The sequence below is a fragment of the Escherichia sp. MOD1-EC6162 genome, from assembly GCF_002965125.1.
Classification (GTDB): Bacteria; Pseudomonadota; Gammaproteobacteria; order Enterobacterales; family Enterobacteriaceae; genus Escherichia; species Escherichia marmotae.
In genome coordinates this window covers 259,397-282,381 of the sequence record NZ_PTSB01000002.1, presented here as the reverse complement: position 1 = coordinate 282,381, position 22,985 = coordinate 259,397, and the positions used below count along the sequence as shown (strand labels likewise).

Here is a 22,985-nt window from a genome sequence, read left to right as displayed (position 1 = left end):
CACGAGGAGAGGCTTCCGTTAGTTGATAAGTTCAAGTTTGCCTGATGAGTAATTTTATCGAGCCTACAGACGATTTGTAATCTTTTGAATTATCAAGGTGTTGTAGGCCGGACAGGGCGTTTACGCCGCATCCGGCAACTTACTTACTCAACAGTTAAAATACGCGTGGTATTGGTAGAACCCACGGTACTCATTACGTCGCCCTGGGTGACGATGACCAGGTCGCCGGACATCAGATAGCCTTTATCGCGCAGCAGATTTACCGCTTCGCTGGCCGCAACTACGCCATCACTTGCACTGTCAAAATAGACCGGCGTGACACCACGATAAAGTGCAGTCAGGTTCAGGGTACGCTCATGACGAGACATGGCGAAAATTGGCAGACCGGAACTGATACGGGAGGTCATCAGCGCGGTACGACCAGACTCGGTCATGGTGATGATAGCGGTAACCCCTTTCAGGTGGTTAGCTGCATACATCGCGGACATGGCGATTGCTTCTTCCACATTATCGAACTGAACGTCCAGACGGTGTTTAGAAACGTTAATGCTCGGGATTTTTTCAGCCCCCAGGCAAACGCGCGCCATCGCAGCAACTGTTTCTGAAGGGTATTGGCCCGCAGCGGTTTCCGCAGACAGCATCACGGCATCAGTACCATCCAGCACGGCGTTTGCCACGTCCATAACTTCTGCACGGGTTGGCATCGGGTTGGTGATCATTGACTCCATCATCTGGGTCGCTGTAATTACCGCACGGTTAAGCTGGCGCGCACGACGGATCAACGCCTTCTGAATGCCGACCAGTTCCGGATCGCCAATTTCAACGCCGAGGTCACCGCGTGCGACCATCACCACGTCAGAGGCGAGGATAATGTCGTCCATTGCATCCTGGCTGCAAACGGCTTCCGCACGTTCAACCTTGGCGACAATTTTCGCATCACAACCTGCGTCGCGTGCCAGACGGCGGGCATAGTTCAGATCTTCGCCACAGCGCGGGAAGGAAACTGCCAGATAATCCACGCCAATCAGTGCTGCAGTCTGAATATCAGCTTTATCTTTTTCGGTCAGTGCTTCAGCCGACAGACCGCCGCCGAGTTTGTTGATCCCTTTATTGTTAGAGAGAGGGCCACCGACAGTGACTTCGGTGAACACTTTCATGCCCTGAACTTCCAGCACTTTTAACTGTACGCGACCGTCGTCCAGCAGCAGGATGTCGCCAGGCACGACGTCAGCAGGCAGACCTTTATAGTCGATACCGACTTTTTCTTTATCGCCTTCACCTTTACCCAGGTTAGCATCCAGCAGGAATTTGTCCCCAATGTTGAGGAACACCTTACCTTCTTTAAAGGTAGATACACGAATCTTTGGCCCCTGAAGGTCACCCAGAATAGCCACATGACGCCCCAGTTTTGCGGCAATTTCACGAACTTTATCTGCGCGCATTTTGTGATCTTCAGGCGAGCCGTGAGAAAAGTTCATACGTACAACGTTTGCGCCGGCAGCGATAACTTTTTCAAGATTATTATCGCGATCAGTAGCCGGGCCTAACGTGGTAACGATTTTGGTTCTGCGAAGCCTTCTGGACATGTAATACTCCGTTGACTGAAACAACAAGGTGTTGCTTGAACATGAAATTCGCATAAATTAAAACGATAACGGTTCTAAATTAAACACATGCGAATGTCGTATAAGGATAGAACAGTGACTATCGTTTCAGCGATCGTCACTTAAATTAAGTAACTGCTTATCAAAACGCGATTCCTTGAGAGCTTCCTTGACCCGCTTCAAGTTATCTCTGAATTTTGTTCCGCGTCGCAAAGTAAATCCTGTTGCCAGCACATCTATCACGGTCAACTGTGCAAGTCGAGAGACCATGGGCATATAAATGTCAGTATCTTCCGGTACATCGAGGGTAATTGCCAGCGTTGCTTCCCGGGCGAGTGGCGTTCCCGCTGAGGTGAGGGCAATCACCATTGCGTCGTTTTCTCGCGCCAGTTGCGCCAGTTCAACCAGATTTTTTGTTCTGCCGGTGTGGGAAATCAGCACAACGACGTCACCATCACTACAATTCATACAACTCATTCGTTGCAGTACGATATCGTCCGAGTAGATCACCGGAACATTGAAGCGAAAAAACTTATTCATCGCATCGTGGGCAACGGCAGCGGAAGAACCTAATCCAAAAAAGGCAATTTTCTTCGCCTGGGTGAGGAGATCAACGGCACGATTGACGGCGGATTTATCCAGCGAGTGACGGACGTGATCAAGAGTAGCCATTGCCGACTCAAATATTTTCCCTGTGTATGATTCAACGCTGTCATCTTCATTGACGTTGCGATTAACATAAGGAGTGCCATTCGCCAGACTTTGCGCCAGATGCAGTTTAAAATCAGGAAAACCGCGAGTGTCCATGCTGCGACAGAAACGATTCACCGTCGGCTCGCTAACATTGGCTTCCAGCGCCAGAGCAGCAATACTCGAATGGATCGCGTTGTCGGGCGAAGCAAGAATGACCTCGGCAACTTTGCGTTCTGATTTGCTCAAATGTTCCAGTTGAGACTGGATTTTTTCCAGCATATTCATGATGTAAAGAGACTCACGGGTAATGACGATTTCCGCACTGAAAGAAATCGAAATGCAGTTTTGTCAGATATTACGCCTGTGTGCTGGGTTAATGACAAAAGCAGATAAAAAAGTTGTTATTTTTTTTCATAACATGATCAGTGTCAGATTTTTACCCAATGGAAAACGATGGTTTTTTTATCAGTTTTGCCGCACTTTGCGCGCTTTTGCTGTAATCGCACGGGTGGATAAGCGTTTACAGTTTTCGCAAGCCCGTAAAAGCAGTACAGTGCACCGTAAGAAAATTACAAATATACCCAGGCTTAAGTACCGGGTTAGTTAACTTAAGGAGAATGACATGGCGGTAACGCAAACAGCCCAGGCCTGTGACCTGGTCATTTTCGGCGCGAAAGGCGACCTTGCGCGTCGTAAATTGCTGCCTTCCCTGTATCAACTGGAAAAAGCCGGTCAGCTCAACCCGGACACCCGGATTATCGGCGTAGGGCGTGCTGACTGGGATAAAGCGGCATATACCAAAGTTGTCCGCGAGGCGCTTGAAACCTTCATGAAAGAAACCATTGATGAAGGTCTGTGGGATACCCTGAGTGCGCGTCTGGATTTTTGTAATCTTGATGTCAATGACACGGCCGCATTCAACCGCCTTGGCGCGATGCTGGATCAAAAAAATCGTATCACCATTAACTACTTTGCCATGCCACCAAGCACCTTTGGTGCGATCTGCAAAGGGCTGGGTGAGGCAAAACTGAATGCTAAACCTGCTCGCGTGGTCATGGAAAAACCGCTGGGAACATCACTGGCGACTTCGCGTGAAATTAACGATCAGGTAGGCGAATATTTCGAGGAGTGCCAGGTTTACCGTATCGACCACTATCTGGGTAAAGAAACGGTACTGAACCTGCTGGCGCTGCGTTTTGCTAACTCTCTGTTTGTGAACAACTGGGACAATCGCACCATTGATCATGTTGAGATCACGGTGGCAGAAGAGGTCGGAATCGAAGGGCGCTGGGGGTATTTTGATAAAGCCGGTCAGATGCGCGATATGATCCAGAACCACCTGCTGCAAATTCTTTGCATGATTGCGATGTCTCCGCCGTCCGACCTGAGCGCCGACAGCATCCGTGATGAAAAAGTGAAAGTACTGAAGTCATTGCGTCGAATTGACCGCACCAATGTGCGTGAAAAAACAGTACGCGGGCAATACACCGCAGGCTTCGCTCAGGGCAAAAAAGTACCAGGCTATCTGGAAGAAGAAGGTGCGAATAAAAGCAGTAACACGGAAACCTTCGTGGCTATCCGCGTCGACATCGATAACTGGCGTTGGGCTGGCGTGCCGTTCTACCTGCGAACAGGTAAACGTCTGCCGACAAAATGCTCTGAAGTTGTGGTCTATTTCAAAACACCAGAACTGAATCTGTTCAAAGAGTCGTGGCAGGATCTGCCGCAGAACAAACTGACTATTCGTCTGCAACCCGATGAGGGCGTGGATATCCAGGTGTTGAATAAAGTCCCTGGTCTTGATCACAAACATAATCTGCAAATCACCAAACTGGATCTGAGCTATTCAGAAACCTTTAATCAGACGCATCTGGCTGATGCTTATGAGCGTCTGTTGCTGGAAACGATGCGCGGTATTCAGGCGTTGTTTGTGCGTCGCGATGAAGTGGAAGAAGCGTGGAAATGGGTAGATTCCATTACTGAAGCATGGGCGATGGACAACGATGCGCCGAAACCGTATCAGGCCGGAACCTGGGGCCCGGTTGCCTCGGTGGCGATGATTACCCGTGACGGTCGCTCCTGGAATGAGTTTGAGTAATATCTCGACTTATCCTTACGGGTTATTTTACCGGTAACATGATCTTGCACAGATTGTAGAGTAATTTTTACACTTTTGAGCCTCGTGTGGATTCACCCACGAGGCTTTTTTTATTACACTCACTGAAACGTTTCTGCCCTATGAGCTCCGGTTACAGGCGTTTCAGTCATATTTTTCTTGAGTGAAACGCATTGTGAATCACCCTGCTCTGACAACTCAATTTCAGGAGCCTTTATGAATCCACAATTGTTACGCGTAACAAATCGAATTATTGAACGTTCGCGCGCGACTCGTTCTGCTTATCTCGCCCGGATCGAACAAGCGAAAACCTCGACCGTTCATCGTTCGCAGTTGGCATGCGGTAATCTGGCACACGGTTTCGCCGCTTGCCAGCCAGAAGACAAAGCCTCCCTGAAAAGCATGTTGCGTAACAATATCGCCATTATCACCTCCTACAACGACATGCTCTCTGCCCACCAGCCTTATGAACATTATCCAGAGATCATTCGTAAAGCACTGCATGAAGCTAACGCGGTCGGCCAGGTGGCGGGGGGTGTTCCGGCGATGTGCGATGGTGTCACCCAGGGGCAGGACGGAATGGAGCTGTCGCTGTTAAGCCGCGAAGTGATTGCCATGTCGGCGGCGGTGGGGCTGTCTCATAACATGTTTGATGGCGCGCTGTTCCTCGGCGTGTGCGACAAGATTGTCCCAGGGCTGACGATGGCTGCACTGTCGTTCGGTCATCTGCCTGCGGTATTTGTGCCATCAGGCCCGATGGCAAGTGGTTTGCCAAACAAAGAGAAAGTTCGCATTCGCCAGCTTTATGCTGAAGGAAAAGTGGATCGTATGGCGCTGCTGGAGTCAGAAGCCGCGTCTTATCATGCGCCGGGTACGTGTACTTTTTACGGTACAGCCAACACCAATCAGATGGTGGTTGAATTTATGGGGATGCAGTTGCCAGGCTCTTCTTTTGTTCATCCGGACTCTCCACTGCGTGATGCATTAACTGCAGCCGCTGCGCGCCAGGTTACACGCATGACCGGCAATGGTAATGAATGGATGCCAATCGGTAAGATGATCGATGAGAAAGTGGTGGTGAACGGTATCGTGGCGCTGCTGGCAACAGGTGGTTCCACTAACCATACAATGCACCTGGTGGCGATGGCGCGTGCGGCGGGTATTCAGATTAACTGGGATGACTTCTCTGATCTTTCTGATGTCGTACCGCTGATGGCGCGTCTCTACCCGAACGGCCCGGCCGATATTAATCACTTCCAGGCGGCGGGAGGCGTACCGGTGCTGGTGCGTGAACTGCTCAAGGCGGGTCTGCTGCATGAAGATGTGAATACGGTAGCGGGTTTTGGTCTTTCTCGTTATACCCTCGAGCCGTGGCTGAATAACGGTGAGCTGGACTGGCGAGAAGGTGCAGAAAAATCGCTCGACAGCAATGTGATCGCTTCCTTCGAACAACCTTTCTCTCATCATGGTGGGACAAAAGTGTTAAGCGGTAACCTGGGCCGTGCGGTTATGAAAACCTCCGCTGTACCCGTTGAAAACCAGGTAATTGAAGCGCCTGCGGTTGTTTTCGAGAGCCAGCATGACGTTATGCCAGCCTTTGAAGCGGGTTTGCTGGACCGTGATTGTGTGGTTGTTGTTCGTCATCAGGGGCCAAAAGCGAACGGAATGCCAGAATTACATAAACTCATGCCGCCACTTGGTGTATTATTGGACCGGCGTTTCAAAATTGCGTTAGTTACCGATGGACGCCTCTCCGGTGCTTCAGGTAAAGTGCCGTCAGCTATCCACGTAACACCAGAAGCCTACGATGGCGGGTTACTGGCGAAAGTGCGCGATGGAGACATCATTCGTGTGAATGGACAGACAGGCGAACTGACGTTGCTGGTAGACGAAGCGGAACTGGCTGCTCGCGAACCACACATTCCTGACCTGAGCGCGTCACGCGTAGGAACAGGACGTGAATTATTCGGCGCCTTGCGTGAAAAACTGTCCGGTGCCGAACAGGGCGCAACCTGTATCACTTTTTAAGACGACAAAATTTGTAATCAGGCGAGAGAAAACTCTGATGAAAAACTGGAAAACAAGTGCAGAATCAATCCTGACCACTGGCCCGGTTGTACCGGTTATTGTGGTAAACAAACTGGAACACGCGGTGCCAATGGCAAAAGCGTTGGTTGCTGGTGGCGTGCGCGTTCTGGAAGTGACTTTGCGTACCGAGTGTGCAGTTGATGCTATCCGTGCAATCGCCAAAGAAGTACCGGAAGCGATTGTGGGTGCTGGTACTGTGCTGAACCCACAGCAACTGGCAGAAGTGACCGAAGCAGGCGCACAGTTCGCTATTAGCCCGGGTCTGACTGAACCACTGCTGAAAGCAGCGACTGAAGGCTCCATTCCTCTGATTCCAGGTATCAGCACTGTTTCTGAACTGATGCTGGGTATGGACTACGGCCTGAAAGAGTTCAAATTCTTCCCGGCGGAAGCTAATGGCGGCGTGAAAGCACTGCAGGCGATCGCAGGCCCGTTCTCCCAGGTTCGTTTCTGCCCGACTGGTGGTATTTCTCCGGCTAACTACCGTGACTACCTGGCGCTGAAAAGCGTGCTGTGTATCGGTGGTTCATGGCTGGTTCCGGCGGATGCGCTGGAAGCAGGCGATTACGACCGCATCACTAAGCTGGCACGTGAAGCAGTAGAAGGCGCGAAGCTGTAAAAGTCAAAATGCCCGATCCATGATCGGGCATTTTTGCAGCGTGTTTCTGACGGACTTAACCTTGTACTTTCACCTGTGCGGCGGCGTGCTTCGCGCGTTCAATCGCCTCACCAATGCTCTCCGCTGTAGCCAGTGTCACACCCAGACGACGGCTGCCATCAATTTCCGGCTTACCAAATAAACGAATCTGCAAACCTGCGCCAACGGCATTCTGCACATTATCAAACGTGACATTCTGACTGCTCAGTTGCGGCAGGATAACTGCAGAAGCGGCAGGGCCATTCTGACGAACCCCGCCAACAGGCAGTCCGAGGAACGCGCGTACATGCAGGGCAAATTCCGAGAGATCCTGAGAAATTAACGTCACCATCCCGGTGTCATGCGGGCGAGGGGAGACTTCACTGAAAATCACCTCATCGCCACAGACAAACAACTCCACACCAAACAGACCATAGCCGCCCAGCGCCAGCACCACTTTGCGGGCAATCTCCTGCGCACGTTCCAGAGCCAGTGGACTCATTTGCTGCGGTTGCCAGGATTCGCGATAGTCACCATCTTCCTGACGATGACCTATTGGTGCACAGAAATGGACGCCATCCACCGCACTGACGGTTAGTAGGGTAATCTCAAAGTCAAACTTAACCACGCCTTCAACAATCACGCGTCCCGCCCCGGCGCGACCACCTTGCTGGGCGTACTCCCACGCCTGAGCAAGCTGGTCGGCAGAGCGAATAAACGTCTGCCCCTTGCCGGAAGAACTCATGACCGGTTTAACGATACAGGGATAGCCAATGGCGGTAACCGCCTCGCGGAAAAGACTTTCGCTATCGGCAAAACGATACGTTGAGGTGGGAAGCTGAAGTTCTTCTGCCGCCAGGCGACGGATCCCTTCGCGATTCATCGTTAGCTGAGTCGCACGAGCGCAGGGGACAACATTCAACCCTTCCTTTTCAAGCTGGATCAGCATATCGGTGGCAATAGCTTCGATCTCCGGCACGATATAGTGCGGTTTTTCCAGTTCAACCACACGGCGCAACGCATCGCCATCCAGCATATTGATGACATGAGAACGATGCGCGACATGCATGGCTGGCGCGTCGGCATAGCGATCGACCGCAATCACTTCTACACCGAGGCGTTGGCACTCGATGGCCACTTCTTTACCCAGTTCACCGGAGCCTAATAACATCACGCGAGTTGCTGCCGGACGCAGCGCAGTGCCTAATAACGTCATAACGAATATCCCCTGATTAATTCCGCGCGCAGTATAAACGAAAACGTTTGCGTATGTCTTTATTGCTTGATTGCTCGTGTTGATTTCAAGACCGAAAAGAATTATACTGTATAAAATCACAGTTATTGTGAGAGGCTGCAAATGGCGGTTGAAATTAAATACGTAGTCATTCGTGAGGGCGAAGAGAAGATGTCGTTTACCAGCAAAAAGGAAGCCGATGCTTATGACAAAATGCTTGATACGGCGGATCTGCTCGACACCTGGCTGACAAGTTCTCCAGTACAAATGGAAGACGAGCAACGTGAAGCGCTTTCGCTGTGGCTGGCAGAACAGAAAGATGTGCTTAGCACGATTCTGAAAACTGGTAAATTACCGTCTCCCCAGGTGGTCGGTAGTCGCTCTGATGTGGCAGATGAGACACACGCCGCCTGAAGCCACTTGCGCTCCTGATAATTTGTACCATGCTTTCTCCTGAATCATTGTGCTATGGAGAAAAACATGAAAAAAAGAGGGGCGTTGTTGGGGCTGTTACTGCTTTCTGCCTGTGCATCAGTTTTCGCTGCAAATAACGAAACCAGCAAGTCGGTCACTTTCCCAAAGTGTGAAGGTCTGGATGCTGCCGGAATCGCTGCGAGTGTAAAACGCGATTATCAACAAAACCGCGTCGCGCGCTGGGCAGACGATCAAAAAATCGTTGGTCAGGCCGATCCGGTAGCGTGGGTCAGTGTGCAGGATATTCAGGGTAAAGATGATAAATGGTCAGTTCCGCTGACAGTGCGTGGTAAAAGCGCTGATATTCATTATCTGGTTAATGTGGACTGTAAAGCGGGAATGGCGGATTACCAGCGTCGTTAATTGCTGTCAGTCATTGCACATAACCCCTGGCGGATGCGGCGCGAGCGTCTTATCCGCTCTATAACGCACCAGATCCCGCAGGCCTGATAAGGCGCGACAGCGTCGCATCAGGCAATCAGCATAAGGCAACTCCAATTACGGCTACAAACCTCTACCATCGCAATTACCCTAAATAACCCGATCACCATTTTCCGTGGCTGGCTTCCTTGCTGTCCGCTAATTTGCGCATCTTTTGCCTCAATATACACTTTCTGACATCCTCATCCGCTATGCTACAGGCATTAAAATGGTTATTGAGGAGCAAACATGGCTAACTGGTTAAATCAACTGCAATCCCTTCTCGGGCAAAACAGTTCTTCTACCTCCTCGTCTACGGATCAGGGATTGGGCAAACTTTTAGTGCCGGGCGCATTAGGCGGGCTGGCTGGGTTACTGGTAGCGAATAAATCAGCACGTAAACTTTTAACGAAGTATGGCACGAACGCGTTGCTGGTAGGCGGTGGCGCGGTGGCTGGTACGGTGCTGTGGAACAAATACAAAGATAAAATTCGCGCGGCGCACCAGAACGAACCGCAATTCGGCACCCAGAGCACGCCGCTGGATGAGCGCACGGAACGTTTGATCCTCGCGCTGGTATTTGCCGCTAAAAGTGATGGTCATATTGATGCCAAAGAGCGTGCGGCTATCGATCAGCAATTGCGTGAAGCGGGTGTAGAAGAGCAGGGCCGTGTTCTTATCGAGCAGGCAATCGAACAGCCATTGGATCCTCAGCGTCTGGCCCTGGGGGTTCGAAACGAAGAAGAGGCGCTGGAAATCTATTTCCTGAGCTGTGCAGCTATTGATATTGACCATTTTATGGAGCGTAGTTACCTGAATGCACTGGGCGACGCGCTGAAAATTCCCCAGGATGTTCGCGAAGGGATCGAACGCGATCTCGAACAGCAAAAGCGTACTTTGTCTGAATAATCCTTCTCTCTGTATAGCCCTATATTTACGTTTTTCGGGCTATACAAACTCGCACAGCTAGTTGAACCGACTGATTTTATCTGCCTGCTACCTTTCGATTTTCACTTCATAACGTGTCATCATCGCTGCAATGACTGTCCTGTTTCGCTTGCATCCCGGGTGAGTTTTGCCACCCTTATAAGATGCTTCAACCAGAAAGAACAATAACATGCTACCAAAAGCTGCTCGAATTCCCCATGCCATGACGCTTCATGGTGATACGCGTATCGACAATTACTACTGGTTGCGGGACGACACGCGCTCGCAGCCGGAAGTACTGAATTACCTGCAACAGGAAAATAGTTACGGGCACCAGGTGATGGCTTCGCAACAAGCCCTGCAGGATCGGATACTAAAAGAAATCATTGAGCGTATCCCGCAAAGAGAAGTCTCTGCGCCTTATATTAAAAACGGTTATCGTTACCGGCATATTTATGAACCCGGCAGTGAATATGCCATTTATCAACGCCAGTCTGCATTCACTGAAGAGTGGGACGAATGGGAAACGTTGCTTGATGCCAACAAGCGGGCGGCACACAGTGAATTTTATTCTATGGGCGGCATGGCTATAACGCCCGATAACACCATTATGGCGCTGGCAGAAGATTTCCTTTCCCGACGCCAGTACGGCATCCGTTTTCGCAATCTTGAAACGGGCAACTGGTATCCCGAACTGCTGGATAATGTGGAACCCAGCTTTGTCTGGGCGAATGACTCATGGACTTTTTATTATGTGCGTAAGCATCCGGTAACTCTGCTGCCTTATCAGGTCTGGCGGCACGCCATCGGGACTCCGGCATCGCAAGATAAACTGATCTACGAAGAAAAAGACGATACGTTTTATGTCAGTCTGCATAAAACGACATCAAAACACTATGTGGTTATTCACCTTGCCAGCGCCACGACCAGTGAAGTTCGTCTGCTGGATGCCGAGCTGGCCGATGCAGAACCGTTTGTCTTTTTGCCGCGGCGTAAAGATCACGAATACAGTCTCGATCATTATCAGCACCGCTTTTATCTACGCTCTAACCGTAACGGCAAAAACTTTGGTTTATATCGTACCCGAATGCGTGAAGAGCAGCAGTGGGAAGAGTTAATTCCGCCACGCGATAACATCATGCTGGAAGGGTTTACGCTGTTTACCGACTGGCTGGTGGTTGAAGAGCGCCAGCGTGGGTTAACCAGTCTGCGGCAAATCAATCGCAAAACGCGGGAAGTTATCGGTATTGCTTTTGACGATCCGGCTTACGTCACCTGGATTGCCTATAATCCGGAACCTGAAACTTCGCGATTGCGTTACGGCTATTCCTCCATGACCACGCCAGACACGCTGTTTGAACTGGATATGGACACCGGTGAACGCCGCGTATTAAAACAAACTGAAGTGCCCGGTTTTGATGCAGAGAATTACCGTAGTGAACACCTGTGGATCACCGCCCGTGATGGCGTCGAAGTTCCGGTTTCGTTGGTTTATCATCGCAAACATTTCCGCAAAGAGCACAACCCGCTGCTGGTGTACGGATATGGTTCTTACGGCGCAAGTATTGATGCCGATTTCAGTTTTAGTCGCCTGAGTTTGTTGGATCGCGGCTTTGTCTACGCCATTGTGCATGTTCGTGGCGGTGGTGAACTGGGGCAGCAGTGGTACGAAGATGGCAAGTTCCTGAAAAAGAAAAATACTTTCAATGATTATCTTGATGCCTGCGACGCACTGTTAAAGCTGGGTTACGGTTCTCCTTCGCTCTGTTATGCGATGGGGGGTAGCGCGGGTGGCATGTTGATGGGGGTCGCTATCAATGAACGACCAGAATTGTTCCACGGCGTTATTGCCCAGGTGCCGTTTGTCGATGTGGTGACGACGATGCTTGATGAGTCGATTCCGCTCACTACGGGCGAGTTTGAAGAGTGGGGGAATCCGCAGGATCTACAATATTACGAGTACATGAAAAGCTACAGCCCGTATGACAATGTCACGGCGCAGGCTTACCCACATTTGCTGGTGACGACAGGTTTACACGATTCACAGGTGCAATACTGGGAACCGGCAAAATGGGTGGCTAAATTGCGCGAGCTTAAAACAGACGACCATCTGTTGCTGTTATGTACCGACATGGACTCGGGGCATGGCGGCAAATCCGGTCGCTTTAAATCTTACGAAGGTGTGGCAATGGAATATGCTTTTCTGGTCGCGCTGGCGCAGGGAACATTACCTGGTCAGCCAGCGGCTTAAGCATCCGCCAAATAGTGCTTCAAGGTTAAACGCAGTTCCGGGCTCATACTGTCGAGGTTATTAAACAACCAGCGCAGATAGCCCGGATCGCGCTCTGCAACTTCTGATACCGCTTTGCCGCGATACTTGCCAAACGTGAATGTCGTTAACAATGACGGACGCCCGGTGATATCCGCCATTTGTTCTACCGTCCAGCCGGATGTGTTCATAATATCGATAAGTAAGGCCGCGGTGATGTAACAGTCATACAGCGCACGGTGGTGATGCAGCCCCGGCGGCGTTTGCACATTGAGCTTACGTGTTTTATACAGCGCCATGTTGCTGTACTTGATCCCCGGCCACAAACGACGGGCCAATTTCATCGTGCAGATCCACTCACCGGGCATTTCAGGCAGTACACGGCGGTCAAAGCTGGCGTTGTGGGCGACATACCATTCACTACCGTAGTAGTGTGGGAGCACGTCTTCAATCCACGGTTTGTCAGCAACCATGGCTTCAGTAATACGGTGGATCGCCATAGCCTGCGGAGTGATAGGGCGGTCGGGGCGAACCAGGTGGCTCATAGGGTTAACGATTTTCCCGTCAACAACATCAACAGAGGCAATCTCCACGACCCCTCCCTGTAAACCGCAGGTTTCAGTATCGATAATACGCAACATGGCAAAACTCCGGGTCGAAAACGCCTAGCGTAATGGAATGATATCGCCTTGCCAACCCTGCGATGTACGCTGACCAACTAACAATAACGAACCGTAATCGGCGCGGACGATGAGGCGACCATATTCATCCCACAATGCACTATTACCGCGGGCATTAGCCATTAGAACAGCGATGGAATATTGATGTGAGAAAAATTGTAAGTGGCGAGTAGAAGTCAATAAATCTGGCTCGCTGATGCACTGACCGGTGGTAAAGAGTGAGCAGCTCGGGTCCATATCAATACCTTCAGGTTGTCCATCCACCACCGTGATGGTTTTGGAATGTCGCCCCAGGCATGCTCCGTGACTTTGATGATAAATTGCTGGCGCATTCATCCACGGTGCAAATACGGCAATTCCACGAATAAATCGATCGTTATATTCAACGGGAAGGCCGGTAATAATGGTCATTCGATAAGTCATTGCGGCATAACAAAGCGGGTCTAATAGCGAGAGGTCGGGCGGGGCAGGAAGAGGGCGTCGTTTATAATCACATCCCAGTAGAGAAAGCGAGGGGAAAACCAAAAGTTCACACTGCTGTCTGGCGGCAGCCCTCACGAACTCCAGATGATGGGCTACCTGCTCAGTGAGTGAGGCTTTACGAGGCTCATATTGTGCTGCTGCGACTTTCCTGTATGACATGATGACTTCCTTTTCACAGTGTCCGCAAATATTGGTGAGAATAAGAAAATACTCATAATTTAGCAGGCATCATGTAAGGAAGTGTAACTTAATATAAGGTTTATTTAAGTTTAGGTTCGTAAGGTAAACGTGACAGATTTACAGAGGTGAGACGGTGGGCGATAAGGCGCTCACGAAACCAGCTTCGCAGGTGTTCTGGTTGTTCACGTTCAACCGCTTCAGCAATCACCGGCATATTGTAACGTTCTTTAAATGCTACCCCGGCGGCCGCCAGATCGACATTAACTTTATCCATTTCAGTTTGATCCAGTTTGGCCAGATTCTTCAACATGCTGTGTCTCCTCATTAATCGCGGGCAAAAGTTACTAAGAGTTAGCCAGGATGGCAAGCCGGAATTGATGATCCTCGACTCTATCATTAGACAAGGTTATGCTCTGTAAAAAAGTTATTACAAAAAGGAATAGATAATATGGCTTCAACTGCACGTTCCCTTCGTTATGCGCTGACATTTCTGACAGCTTCGCTGGGAGTACCTTCTGCCTGGGCGCATGCGCACTTGACGCATCAGTATCCTGCGGCGAATGCGGAGGTTATCGCTGCTCCACAGGCCATTACTTTAAACTTCTCTGAAAGTATTGAACCCGGGTTCAGTGGCGCAAAAGTCATTGGCTCAAAGAATGAAAATATTAAAACGTTACCCGCGAAGCGTAATGAACAGGACAAAACCCAATTGATTGTTCCGCTTGCCGACGCCCTGAAGCCCGGGAGTTATACCGTTAACTGGCATGTTGTTTCGGTGGACGGGCATAAAACCAAAGGGCAATACACCTTTACAGTGAAATAAAGCATGTTGGCGTTTACCTGGGTCGCACTACGATTTATCCATTTTATCTCCCTGATGCTGGTCTTTGGCTTCGCGATGTATGGAGCATGGCTGGCACCAGTAACAATTCGTCGATTACTGACGAAACGTTTTCTGCGTATACAACAGCACGCCGCCGTCTGGAGTTTGAGCAGTGCCGCTGCGATGTTCGCCGTTCAGGGAGGGTTGATGGGCGCGGGATGGCCGGATGTGGTGTCGTTGAACATTTGGTTGTCGGTGTTACAAACACAGTTTGGTGGTGTCTGGATTTGGCAAATCGTTCTCGCCCTCGTTACGCTGACCGTGGCTCTGATGCAACCACGGAATATGCCTCGTCTGTTGTTTATGTTAACTACCGCGCAATTTATTTTGATGGCGGGAGTAGGACACGCGACATTAAACGAAGGATTAACGGCGAAAATCCATCAGACGAATCACGCCGTACATCTGATCTGTGCGGCGGCATGGTTTGGTGGCTTGCTGCCGGTCGTCTGGTGTATGCAGTTGGTGAAAGGGCGTTGGCGACGTGAGGCCATTCATGCACTGATGCGATTTTCCCGGTGTGGACATTTTGCTGTGATAGGTGTACTGGGCAGTGGTGTGCTTAATACATTGTTAATCACTGGATTTTCCCCCACACTTGCGACGTACTGGGGGCAGCTTTTATTACTTAAAGTCATACTGGTAATGGTTATGGTGGCCATCGCGCTGGCAAATCGTTATGTTCTTGTTCCGCGCATGGGGCAGGACGAAGACCGTGCGGCACCCTGGTTTGTGTGGATGACTAAACTCGAATGGGCGATAGGTGCGGTAGTGCTGGTGATTATCAGCCTGCTTGCGACTCTCGAACCTTTTTGATGGATTACGAAAATGATGAAAAAAAGTATTCTGGCGTTTCTGTTACTCACCAGTTCGGCAGCGGCGTTGGCGGCTCCGCAGGTGATTACCGTCAGCCGTTTTGAAATGGGTAAAGACAAATGGGCGTTTAATCGCGAAGAGGTGATGCTGACCTGTCGTCCGGGCAATACTTTGTATGTCATTAACCCAAGTACCCTGGTGCAGTATCCTTTAAACGATATCGCACAAAAGGAAGTAGCCAGCGGGAAGACTAAAGCCCAGCCCATTTCGGTGATCCAGATTGATGATCCCAATAAACCAGGTGAAAAAGTGAGTCTGGCACCGTTTATTGAAAGAGCTGAGAGACTCTGTTAATTATCTATAGTAATTTTTTGATTTTAAATAAAAAACCGCCCGGGTGCTTTCACCAGAATGGGCGGTTTTTAACATTTTAGAGGATGATAAACGCGCTTTTTTTCTGACCACTTTACGCGCGGACTGGAAAACCTGGCGTCGTCATCTATTCTTAAAAGGCAAGGCAACTAAGCCTGCATTAATGCCAACTTTTAGCGCACGGCTCTCTCCCAAGAGCCATTTCCCTGGACCGAATACAGGAATCGTGTTCGGTCTCTTTTTATCTATAAAGCCAGTTTGATAATGGCATTACTGCTTTTCCCTCACTGACTTCACAATCAACCATAACACACACTCTACTGCTTCAGTCCAGGCTTTTTTAACATTTTTGTTAAAATAATGTGATCTTATGCGCGGGAGTAAGGAATTGATGAAACAGGCAGGCCACATCTATCAGAGAATTGATGGTAGTCAGTGGCGACATATTTGGCTGGTGGGTGATATTCATGGCTGCCTGGCGCAACTGCGAGAGAAATTATGGTTCTGCCGGTTTGACCCGTGGCAAGACTTGTTAATCTCGGTTGGTGACGTTATCGATCGTGGCCCGGAGAGTTTGCGTTGCCTGCAATTACTGGATCAACGCTGGGTCAGGGCGGTAAGAGGCAATCATGAGCAGATGGCGATGGATGCGCTGGCATCGCAGCAGATGTCTTTGTGGTTTATGAATGGTGGCGACTGGTTTGCCGCACTGACAGAGCACCAACGTGAGCAAGCGAGAAGGGCGCTGGAAAAGTGCGGGTCTTTGCCGTGGATAATTGAATTAAGCTGTAGTAGCGGACTGCATGTCATCGCCCATGCGGATTACCCCAATGATATTTATGAGTGGCATAAGGAAGTCGATCTGCATCAGGTGTTGTGGAGTCGCTCGCGATTGCGTGAAGGCCGAAAAGGGCAGGGAATTACCGGCGCTGATCATTTCTGGTTTGGTCATACGCCATTACGCCATCGCGTAGATATCGGTAACTTGCATTATATTGATACCGGCGCGGTCTTTGGTGGAACACTCACGTTGGAACGACTCCAGTAATTAAAAGTCACTGTAATCTTGCGCAGGCCGCCAGAACCCATCAATGAAATCTTCAACGGGAAAACAGCCACCGTGGCGGATCCGTTGATCGTCCATTGAGTAGAGGCACTGCTGTTCCGTATTGTAGACATCAACCACAATATCTTCACAACCAGCGTCCAGATAGCAAACAAAAAGTACCAGCGCGAACATTTCATCCTCGAAGTGCGTTGCCGTACCGTTAAGTTTAGGAGAGATTTTACAACGGGAAAATAACCGGGATAAATAACCCGTCATGCCGACGGGTTCTTTTTGGATCAGGCAAGACGCATAATCCAGGCATCGGACTGTTGATCGTAGCGGGTACGGTAAAGGACAGAGTGTTCGCCGTTTAGCAGGGCAGGAATGCTGGTGTCGGCGTCCCAGGCATCCAGTTGCATACATAAATCCGGGTCAGATTTACAGGGAATGGTCAACGTTCGGTCACCAGGCGATTCGCCGTGTAACTCGCCGTCATCGATTTCAAAAGCGCCTATGCGCACACTGGTTTTCATCTTCGTGCTCTCCATTGAAGTGCTGGTTGTGGTACGACCAGTCCGATCGCACCATTTTTCAGCCTAGTCAAGGCAGTCAGATTCGCCAGTCAAAACGTGCGCTTTTTGTGTACTGTCAGGCTTTACCCGTAAAAAGTTTTCCGTCGCGCACTAGCTCACGCGGGTAACTGTTTTTCAGTCGCGAGCCAATACGTTTGGCTAAACCGATTGGCTGGCGCTGGAAGGTGACCAACACATCATCCCCGGTTGGTGCGGTCTGCGGGTAAACATCGCGCCCGCGATACCACTCTTCTGCTTCTTGTGGTGTTAGCTCAAACGCGTTAGCGTGGTCGGGTGAGGCAAGGGCAATGACCGCTTCATGCTGCCAGCGGTAACCTTTGTTATGCGTTTCGGCAAGTTTTACTCCCAGACGAGAAAATCGGACTTTACCGATCAACGCTTCAATGCCCACCGGGAATAACCAGATTTCTTTATCACGCTGCCAGAGACGCAGGTTTTTGTCCCACTGTAAGCCAACATTCGCAGCCGCCTGCCGAATTTGTGCGGTTTCGCGATCTTTCACTGGGCTAAACGGGAAATTGCCCACTTTGTATTTCGGTGCGGGTAAGGCAGGAATGGCCTGAGTTTTACGCAGACGAGCAACGAAGAAGCCTTCGCAATCATAAATTTGTGGGAAGACGTGCAAGAAGCCTTCTTCGGTCAGCGCTTTTTTTGCATCAGGGAAGAGATCGCCCAACGGCAAAAACTCTACTGCATCGGGATAAGTCTCTTTCAGCCACAGGCAAACGGCCTCGTTTTCGTCACGGTTTAAGGTACAGGTCGAGTAAACCAGCGTACCGCCAGGACGTAAGGCATGAAATGCACTGTCAATCAGTTCACGCTGGGTGGCGGCGATTTCCAGGTTGCTTTCCGGTGACCAGTTTTTCAGCGCGTCGGGGTCTTTACGTACCACACCTTCACCGGAGCAGGGAGCATCCAGCAAAATGGCGTCGAACATTTCTGGCAACGCTGCACCAAACACGCGGCCATCAAAATGCGTTAAAGCTACATTACTGATACCGCAGCGGCTGATATTGGCATATAACACCTTTACCCGGCTGGCGGAAAACTCATTGGCAAGGATCGCGCCTTCATTATTCATACTCGCAGCAATCTGCGTGGTTTTTGATCCCGGCGCAGCCGCCACATCCATCACCCGTTGCGGGGAGTTACCATCGGCAAACAACGCCGCAACCGGTAACATCGAACTGGCTTCCTGAATATAAAACAGGCCACTTAAATGTTCGGCGGTACTGCCCAACGGTAATGCCTCTTCATCGTCGCGTTCAATCCAGAAACCCTCCTTACACCAGGGAACAGGTGTTAACGTCCAGCCGTAAGGTGCGGTTAATTGCAGGAAATCAGCAACGGAGATTTTCAGCGTATTAACGCGAATGCTGCGGCGCAACGGGCGCTGGCAGGCGGCGAGAAAATCATCAAAAGAGAGTGTCGAAGGCATCGCTTCGCGCATTTGCGTCAGAAAGGCGTCCGGGAAATAAACGGTGTGTTGAGCCACAAGTATGTACCAGCGGAAAAAAACAGGCGCGCAGTTTAGCATAAACGCTCCGGCGCAGGCACGCCGGAGCAGGAGGAGATTAACGAGGCAGGGCGGTGCCCCATTCACGCCACTCTTTCGGTTCGCTTTCCAGCAACAGGAAGTGTTTGCCTTCCTGAGCTTTCGGTGCCAGTGGCGTTCCTGGTGGGGTAGCGAAGGCGATCCCTCCACGGATAAACTGATTAAAGGTGCCGGTTTTCACCACACCACCCGTCAGGCCAAAGTCCAGACTGTAGCCCGATGCCAGCCAGAAGACGGAATTGTTACGCACCAGGTGCTGGTATCGTTTACTGATGCGCATCGCAATCATCACCCGATCTGACAATGTCCCCAGCGTCATTCCGGTAACCGTACCTACTTCCAGACCACGGAACAGTACCGGAGTACCAATGCCTAATGACCCAGCTTCTGGCGCTTCAACAATAATGCTTAAGCCATCAAGGTAACGAGAATCGGTAATGGTGGCTTCTTGCAACTCAAAGTCACGGCGAGGATTACCCCGACCAGGTTCGACATTGATATACGGCTGAAGGATGGTATCAAGGTGCTCAACGCCCGCTGCCGAAATCTGTGGTGTGACCACCGAGAAGCGCGTACCTCCGCGGGCGAAGGTCTGGACATATTCTGGATAGAGCACCGCTTTTGCCTGTACTTCATTGCGTGCGGTGATCAGATCCTGCGTCTGGATCTGCCCGATATCAATACCGAGATAGCGAATTGGCATACCAACAGCCAGTTTTCCGGCATCGAAAGCATGGAGCGTAATCTGCCCGCCAACCGCACGAGCGGCTGTTTCGGAAGCATATAGAATTCGCTTGTCGCCTTTACGCTGACTGGCGCTGGCACCGCTGAGGTTATCGAAACTGATAGCCCCCTTTAATGCCCGTGAAAGCGGTGATGCCTGTACGGTCAGGCCGCTGCCGTTAAGCTGAACTTTTGCGCCACCTTCCGCCCAGAACACACTGTTGCTGGTCAGGAGATTGCGATATTCCGGCTTAATATGCAGATCGATATCAAAGGCATTGGCCCGAGGACGTACGGTAATAACTTCACCAACCTCAAATTTGCGGTACAGCACTACCGATCCCGCCTGCACATCTGGCAGCGTTTCCGCGCTCAAACTCACGGTCGTTGTAGGCAAATCGCTCAGGCTGTTTTCCAGGGCTTTTTCCAGATTGGCATACAGCGGATAGCTGGCTTTCATCTCGCCTTTTTCGCCCGGCAGAATGCGGATGCCACCGTTGAGCCATTCTGAGGCGCTGGCACCGAGGAACTCGACGCCATCCAGTCCCACTTTCACGTCAACACGGCTATTAACGACAAATTTGCTGTCACCTTTTACCAGTTCACGATGCTGCGGTTCGATGGCAACGGTAAAGGTGACGCCTTTGCTGGTAAGTTTACGTTCAATTACCTGGCCTACCTGTACACCATGCAGAATTAACGGCTGACCGGCATCAATACCGTAACTTTCCGGCGCGGTCAGGGTCAGCGTCATAACATCCGGTTCATGCAGCAGGGCTTTCTCGCCAGGCACAACAACAAACTCTTTGCGTGGCTCGCCATTACCTGGCACCAGTTCGAAGGTTTTACCGGTCAGTAGGGAACTCAGATTGGCATCGCTGAGGGATAATTTCGGGTTACGTAACTCAATGCGAGTATTTTCACGAAGTAGGGTAACTACGCTGGGATCAACGGTCATTTCACCAGTAACTTTGCCACCTGGATTTAAATTCAGTTTGGTCAGTTGCCCGACTTCCAGTCCCTGGTACATGAGCGGCGTTGAATCGGCGCTTAATCCGACTCCGTTTGGCAGATCCAGTTTTATGAGCACCCCACGCTGGCTGTGGGCGAGATCTTCATACAGACCAAAGGTATCTTCCGGATCGGCAGGTTTCGACTCTTCCGGCGAGTCGAAGGCAATCGCACCGTTAACCAGAGCAGCCAGACTTTCCAGTTTCACCTTCGCGCCACTGATACTGACATTGGCATCAACGCCAGAAACGTTCCAGAAGCGACTGCCTTTTTTCACCAGGTCGGTAAAGCGCCGCTCAATCAGGACATCAATCACCACGCCTTGCTTATTGGGATTGATCGCATAGTCATAGACTCGCCCCACCGGGATTTTGCGGAAATAGACCAACGAGCCGCTGTTCAGCGAACCAAGATCGGGGGCTTGCAGATGGATCATAAGATCACCATTATCCAGCCGATATTTGGGCTGGGTATCGAGGGCGACAAAGTGATCTTGCTCTTTACCTTTACCTGGCATCATGCCGATATAGTTTCCGCCGACCAGCGCATCCAGCCCGGAAACACCTGCCAGCGAAGCTTTTGGCGTCACCAGCCAGAACTGCGTCTCTTCGCGCAACGCATCTTTCATATCGGACTTGATGCTGACCTTCACTTCAATCTTACGCAGATCGTCGCTCAGACTGACATCCTGCACCGTTCCGACTTCAACGCCCTGATAGCGAACAGGTGTGCGACCCGGAACAATGCCATCCGCCGACATAAAATCGATGGTGACGGTATTGCCTCGATCCTGATAACTCCCCCAAATTAGCCAACCGGCTATCATTAGCGCGATGAATGGCAGTAGCCAGAAAGGTGAGATACGGCGTTTAGTTTTAATTTGCGCTTCAGTCGTCGAAGCGGGCGTTTCCTGACTCATGTGCATCCCAAAGTAAGCGGCTGTCCAGCCATTCCACTGCAAGAATAGTCAAAATAACCGCTGCGCCGAAATAAAACGCAGCCGGTCCCATAGTAAAAGCGAGGATTTGATCGCGATTAATCAGCGACATGGTTAAAGAAATGACAAACAGATCCAGCATCGACCAGCGGCCAATCCAGGTCACTATTCGCAGTAACATTATTCGCGTACGTAACCCCTGTTGGCACTTAAAATGAATGCTCAACAATAAAGTGAACATAACAATCACTTTGGTAAATGGCACCAGAATACTGGCGATAAATACGATTCCGGCAACGGCAATATTGCTGTTCGCCAGCGACATAATCCCGGAAAGGATCGTATCTTCTTGTCGACCACCGTTCAGATAAATGATCGAAATAGGTAACAGGTTGGCAGGAAATAACAAGATGATTGAAGCTAACAGCGCCGCCCAACATTTTTGAATACTATGATGGCGACGCAGGCGAAGCGGGATATGGCAACGGGGACAGCGACCGCGCGGATCAGGGTAGCCGGTAAAGTGACACCCCAGACAAACGCGTAGTTTTTTATCCCTACGCGTGGCAGGGCGTTCAGGGTAAAATCGCTCCCACAACTGTTCAACATTAAGATGTGACAACGTCACCGTCGTTAAAATCACCAGCGCTACAAAAGAGAATAGGCCGACACCGGCCTGGATATGGGCATAGTCCTGCACCTTTATAGAGGCAACGGCAATGCCGACCAGGTAGATATCCAGCATTACCCACTCTTTCAGCCGCTCAAGCATCAGCAACACCGGACGTAAATTCATTCCCAGCCGATTACCAAACCACAACCAGGCAATAGATGTCACCAGAATGAGGGGGGCACCGATAACGCAGAAAAAAACCATTGCGCCCGTTACCGCATCTCCCTGTTTGGTCATTTGCCAGATGCCTTGCATTACGTTGGCGTCAATACGAATACCTAACAACCAGATATGCAATAGTGGTTCGCCCCACGCAAAAGGCATCAGCAACAGCATTGTGAAGGCCATTGCCGCCAGGCGCGTTAGCGACCAGTCGCGTCCGTCACGGATTTTTGCCTGGCAGCGTGGGCAATAGGCACTTTGGTGTGAATTTATCTCTGGCAGGCTGAACAGCATGTCACATTGCGGGCAGCGTTGGTAATCACCATGCGGCAACGCTTCGCCAATTGATCTCACTGTTATTTTTTTTGTTGGCGTAACTTGTGGGGTGTAAAGAGCCATGACGCGCC

Annotated in this window: 23 protein-coding genes; 12 read left to right on the top strand and 11 right to left on the bottom strand. The window is 50.6% G+C overall.

Annotation, left to right across the window (positions count from 1 at the left end):
- Positions 1–143: 143 nt before the first annotated feature.
- Together pyk and hexR are read right to left on the bottom strand one after the other, a co-directional pair.
- Entirely contained in the window at positions 144–1,586 is a 1,443-nt protein-coding gene (gene pyk, locus A9587_RS03505; protein WP_000091161.1) for a pyruvate kinase, read from the bottom strand.
- 126 nt (positions 1,587–1,712) lie between these two features.
- The gene (gene hexR / locus A9587_RS03500) at positions 1,713–2,582 is read right to left on the bottom strand and encodes a DNA-binding transcriptional regulator HexR (RefSeq protein ID WP_001056699.1); all 870 of its coding nucleotides are present in this window, start codon (positions 2,580–2,582) and stop codon (positions 1,713–1,715) included.
- Between the two features lie 22 nt (positions 2,583–2,604).
- Between hexR and A9587_RS24615 the strand changes: the two genes are divergently transcribed.
- The 4 genes from A9587_RS24615 (at position 2,605) to kdgA (ending at position 7,120) form a co-directional block, all read left to right on the top strand.
- Positions 2,605–2,904 carry a hypothetical protein gene (locus tag A9587_RS24615; protein WP_000155615.1) on the top strand — a complete coding sequence of 100 codons (300 nt, stop codon included), beginning with the start codon at positions 2,605–2,607 and terminating at the stop codon, positions 2,902–2,904.
- A 15-nt stretch (positions 2,905–2,919) separates the two neighbouring features.
- Complete coding sequence (gene zwf, locus A9587_RS03490) at positions 2,920–4,395, top strand: glucose-6-phosphate dehydrogenase (protein WP_000301721.1); 1,476 nt, start codon at positions 2,920–2,922, stop codon at positions 4,393–4,395.
- A gap of 234 nt (positions 4,396–4,629) precedes the next feature.
- On the top strand, positions 4,630–6,441 hold the full coding sequence (gene edd, locus A9587_RS03485; RefSeq protein WP_001516259.1) for a phosphogluconate dehydratase: 1,812 nt from the start codon (positions 4,630–4,632) through the stop codon (positions 6,439–6,441).
- A 37-nt stretch (positions 6,442–6,478) separates the two neighbouring features.
- Positions 6,479–7,120, top strand: a complete 642-nt coding sequence (kdgA, locus tag A9587_RS03480; RefSeq protein ID WP_000800529.1) for a bifunctional 4-hydroxy-2-oxoglutarate aldolase/2-dehydro-3-deoxy-phosphogluconate aldolase — start codon at positions 6,479–6,481, stop codon at positions 7,118–7,120.
- Between the two features lie 55 nt (positions 7,121–7,175).
- On the opposite strand, the gene purT is transcribed toward kdgA, so the two are convergent.
- Positions 7,176–8,354 carry a formate-dependent phosphoribosylglycinamide formyltransferase gene (gene purT, locus A9587_RS03475; protein ID WP_105263225.1) on the bottom strand — a complete coding sequence of 393 codons (1,179 nt, stop codon included), beginning with the start codon at positions 8,352–8,354 and terminating at the stop codon, positions 7,176–7,178.
- Between the two features lie 141 nt (positions 8,355–8,495).
- Here purT and yebG point away from each other — a divergent pair, with 141 nt between their 5' ends.
- From yebG to ptrB, 4 genes are all read left to right on the top strand, one after another.
- On the top strand, positions 8,496–8,786 hold the full coding sequence (yebG, locus tag A9587_RS03470) for a DNA damage-inducible protein YebG (protein WP_016248628.1): 291 nt from the start codon (positions 8,496–8,498) through the stop codon (positions 8,784–8,786).
- A 66-nt stretch (positions 8,787–8,852) separates the two neighbouring features.
- Complete coding sequence (gene yebF, locus A9587_RS03465) at positions 8,853–9,209, top strand: protein YebF (RefSeq protein ID WP_001516261.1); 357 nt, start codon at positions 8,853–8,855, stop codon at positions 9,207–9,209.
- A 306-nt stretch (positions 9,210–9,515) separates the two neighbouring features.
- On the top strand, positions 9,516–10,175 hold the full coding sequence (locus A9587_RS03460; protein WP_000024720.1) for a tellurite resistance TerB family protein: 660 nt from the start codon (positions 9,516–9,518) through the stop codon (positions 10,173–10,175).
- Positions 10,176–10,383: 208 nt separating this feature from the next.
- Positions 10,384–12,444 (top strand): oligopeptidase B, encoded by a 2,061-nt coding sequence (ptrB, locus tag A9587_RS03455; protein ID WP_105263224.1) that lies wholly within the window; start codon positions 10,384–10,386, stop codon positions 12,442–12,444.
- Here ptrB and exoX read toward each other — a convergent pair.
- The 3 genes from exoX to holE form a co-directional block, all read right to left on the bottom strand.
- Positions 12,441–13,103, bottom strand: a complete 663-nt coding sequence (gene exoX, locus A9587_RS03450) for an exodeoxyribonuclease X (RefSeq protein ID WP_000944296.1) — start codon at positions 13,101–13,103, stop codon at positions 12,441–12,443. The genes ptrB and exoX overlap by 4 nt on opposite strands.
- Positions 13,104–13,127: 24 nt before the next feature.
- Positions 13,128–13,784: a carbon-nitrogen hydrolase family protein YobB gene (yobB, locus tag A9587_RS03445; RefSeq protein WP_000122137.1), complete on the bottom strand. Its 657-nt coding sequence runs from the start codon at positions 13,782–13,784 to the stop codon at positions 13,128–13,130.
- A 100-nt stretch (positions 13,785–13,884) separates the two neighbouring features.
- Complete coding sequence (gene holE / locus A9587_RS03440) at positions 13,885–14,115, bottom strand: DNA polymerase III subunit theta (protein WP_000916764.1); 231 nt, start codon at positions 14,113–14,115, stop codon at positions 13,885–13,887.
- A gap of 138 nt (positions 14,116–14,253) precedes the next feature.
- Between holE and yobA the strand changes: the two genes are divergently transcribed.
- From yobA to pphA, 4 genes are all read left to right on the top strand, one after another.
- Positions 14,254–14,628 carry a CopC domain-containing protein YobA gene (yobA, locus tag A9587_RS03435; RefSeq protein ID WP_000168753.1) on the top strand — a complete coding sequence of 125 codons (375 nt, stop codon included), beginning with the start codon at positions 14,254–14,256 and terminating at the stop codon, positions 14,626–14,628.
- A gap of 3 nt (positions 14,629–14,631) precedes the next feature.
- Positions 14,632–15,504: a copper homeostasis membrane protein CopD gene (gene copD, locus A9587_RS03430; protein WP_000879335.1), complete on the top strand. Its 873-nt coding sequence runs from the start codon at positions 14,632–14,634 to the stop codon at positions 15,502–15,504.
- A 12-nt stretch (positions 15,505–15,516) separates the two neighbouring features.
- On the top strand, positions 15,517–15,858 hold the full coding sequence (locus tag A9587_RS03425; protein WP_105263223.1) for a YebY family protein: 342 nt from the start codon (positions 15,517–15,519) through the stop codon (positions 15,856–15,858).
- A 409-nt stretch (positions 15,859–16,267) separates the two neighbouring features.
- Positions 16,268–16,924 carry a protein-serine/threonine phosphatase gene (gene pphA / locus A9587_RS03420; RefSeq protein WP_000806226.1) on the top strand — a complete coding sequence of 219 codons (657 nt, stop codon included), beginning with the start codon at positions 16,268–16,270 and terminating at the stop codon, positions 16,922–16,924.
- Here pphA and A9587_RS03415 read toward each other — a convergent pair whose 3' ends face one another.
- The 5 genes from A9587_RS03415 to yebS form a co-directional block, all read right to left on the bottom strand.
- A complete protein-coding gene (locus A9587_RS03415; protein WP_001516263.1) occupies positions 16,925–17,116 on the bottom strand; it encodes a YebW family protein in 192 nt (63 codons plus the stop codon).
- A 104-nt stretch (positions 17,117–17,220) separates the two neighbouring features.
- Positions 17,221–17,457 carry a YebV family protein gene (locus tag A9587_RS03410; RefSeq protein WP_001516264.1) on the bottom strand — a complete coding sequence of 79 codons (237 nt, stop codon included), beginning with the start codon at positions 17,455–17,457 and terminating at the stop codon, positions 17,221–17,223.
- A 115-nt stretch (positions 17,458–17,572) separates the two neighbouring features.
- On the bottom strand, positions 17,573–19,012 hold the full coding sequence (gene rsmF / locus A9587_RS03405; RefSeq protein WP_024193571.1) for a 16S rRNA (cytosine(1407)-C(5))-methyltransferase RsmF: 1,440 nt from the start codon (positions 19,010–19,012) through the stop codon (positions 17,573–17,575).
- 79 nt (positions 19,013–19,091) lie between these two features.
- Positions 19,092–21,725, bottom strand: coding sequence for a lipid-binding membrane homeostasis protein YebT (gene yebT / locus A9587_RS03400; RefSeq protein WP_105263222.1), 2,634 nt, complete (start codon positions 21,723–21,725; stop codon positions 19,092–19,094).
- Positions 21,694–22,977 carry a membrane integrity lipid transport subunit YebS gene (gene yebS / locus A9587_RS03395; RefSeq protein WP_001516266.1) on the bottom strand — a complete coding sequence of 428 codons (1,284 nt, stop codon included), beginning with the start codon at positions 22,975–22,977 and terminating at the stop codon, positions 21,694–21,696. The genes yebT and yebS overlap by 32 nt, the downstream gene beginning before the upstream one ends.
- Between the last annotated feature and the right edge of the window lie 8 nt (positions 22,978–22,985).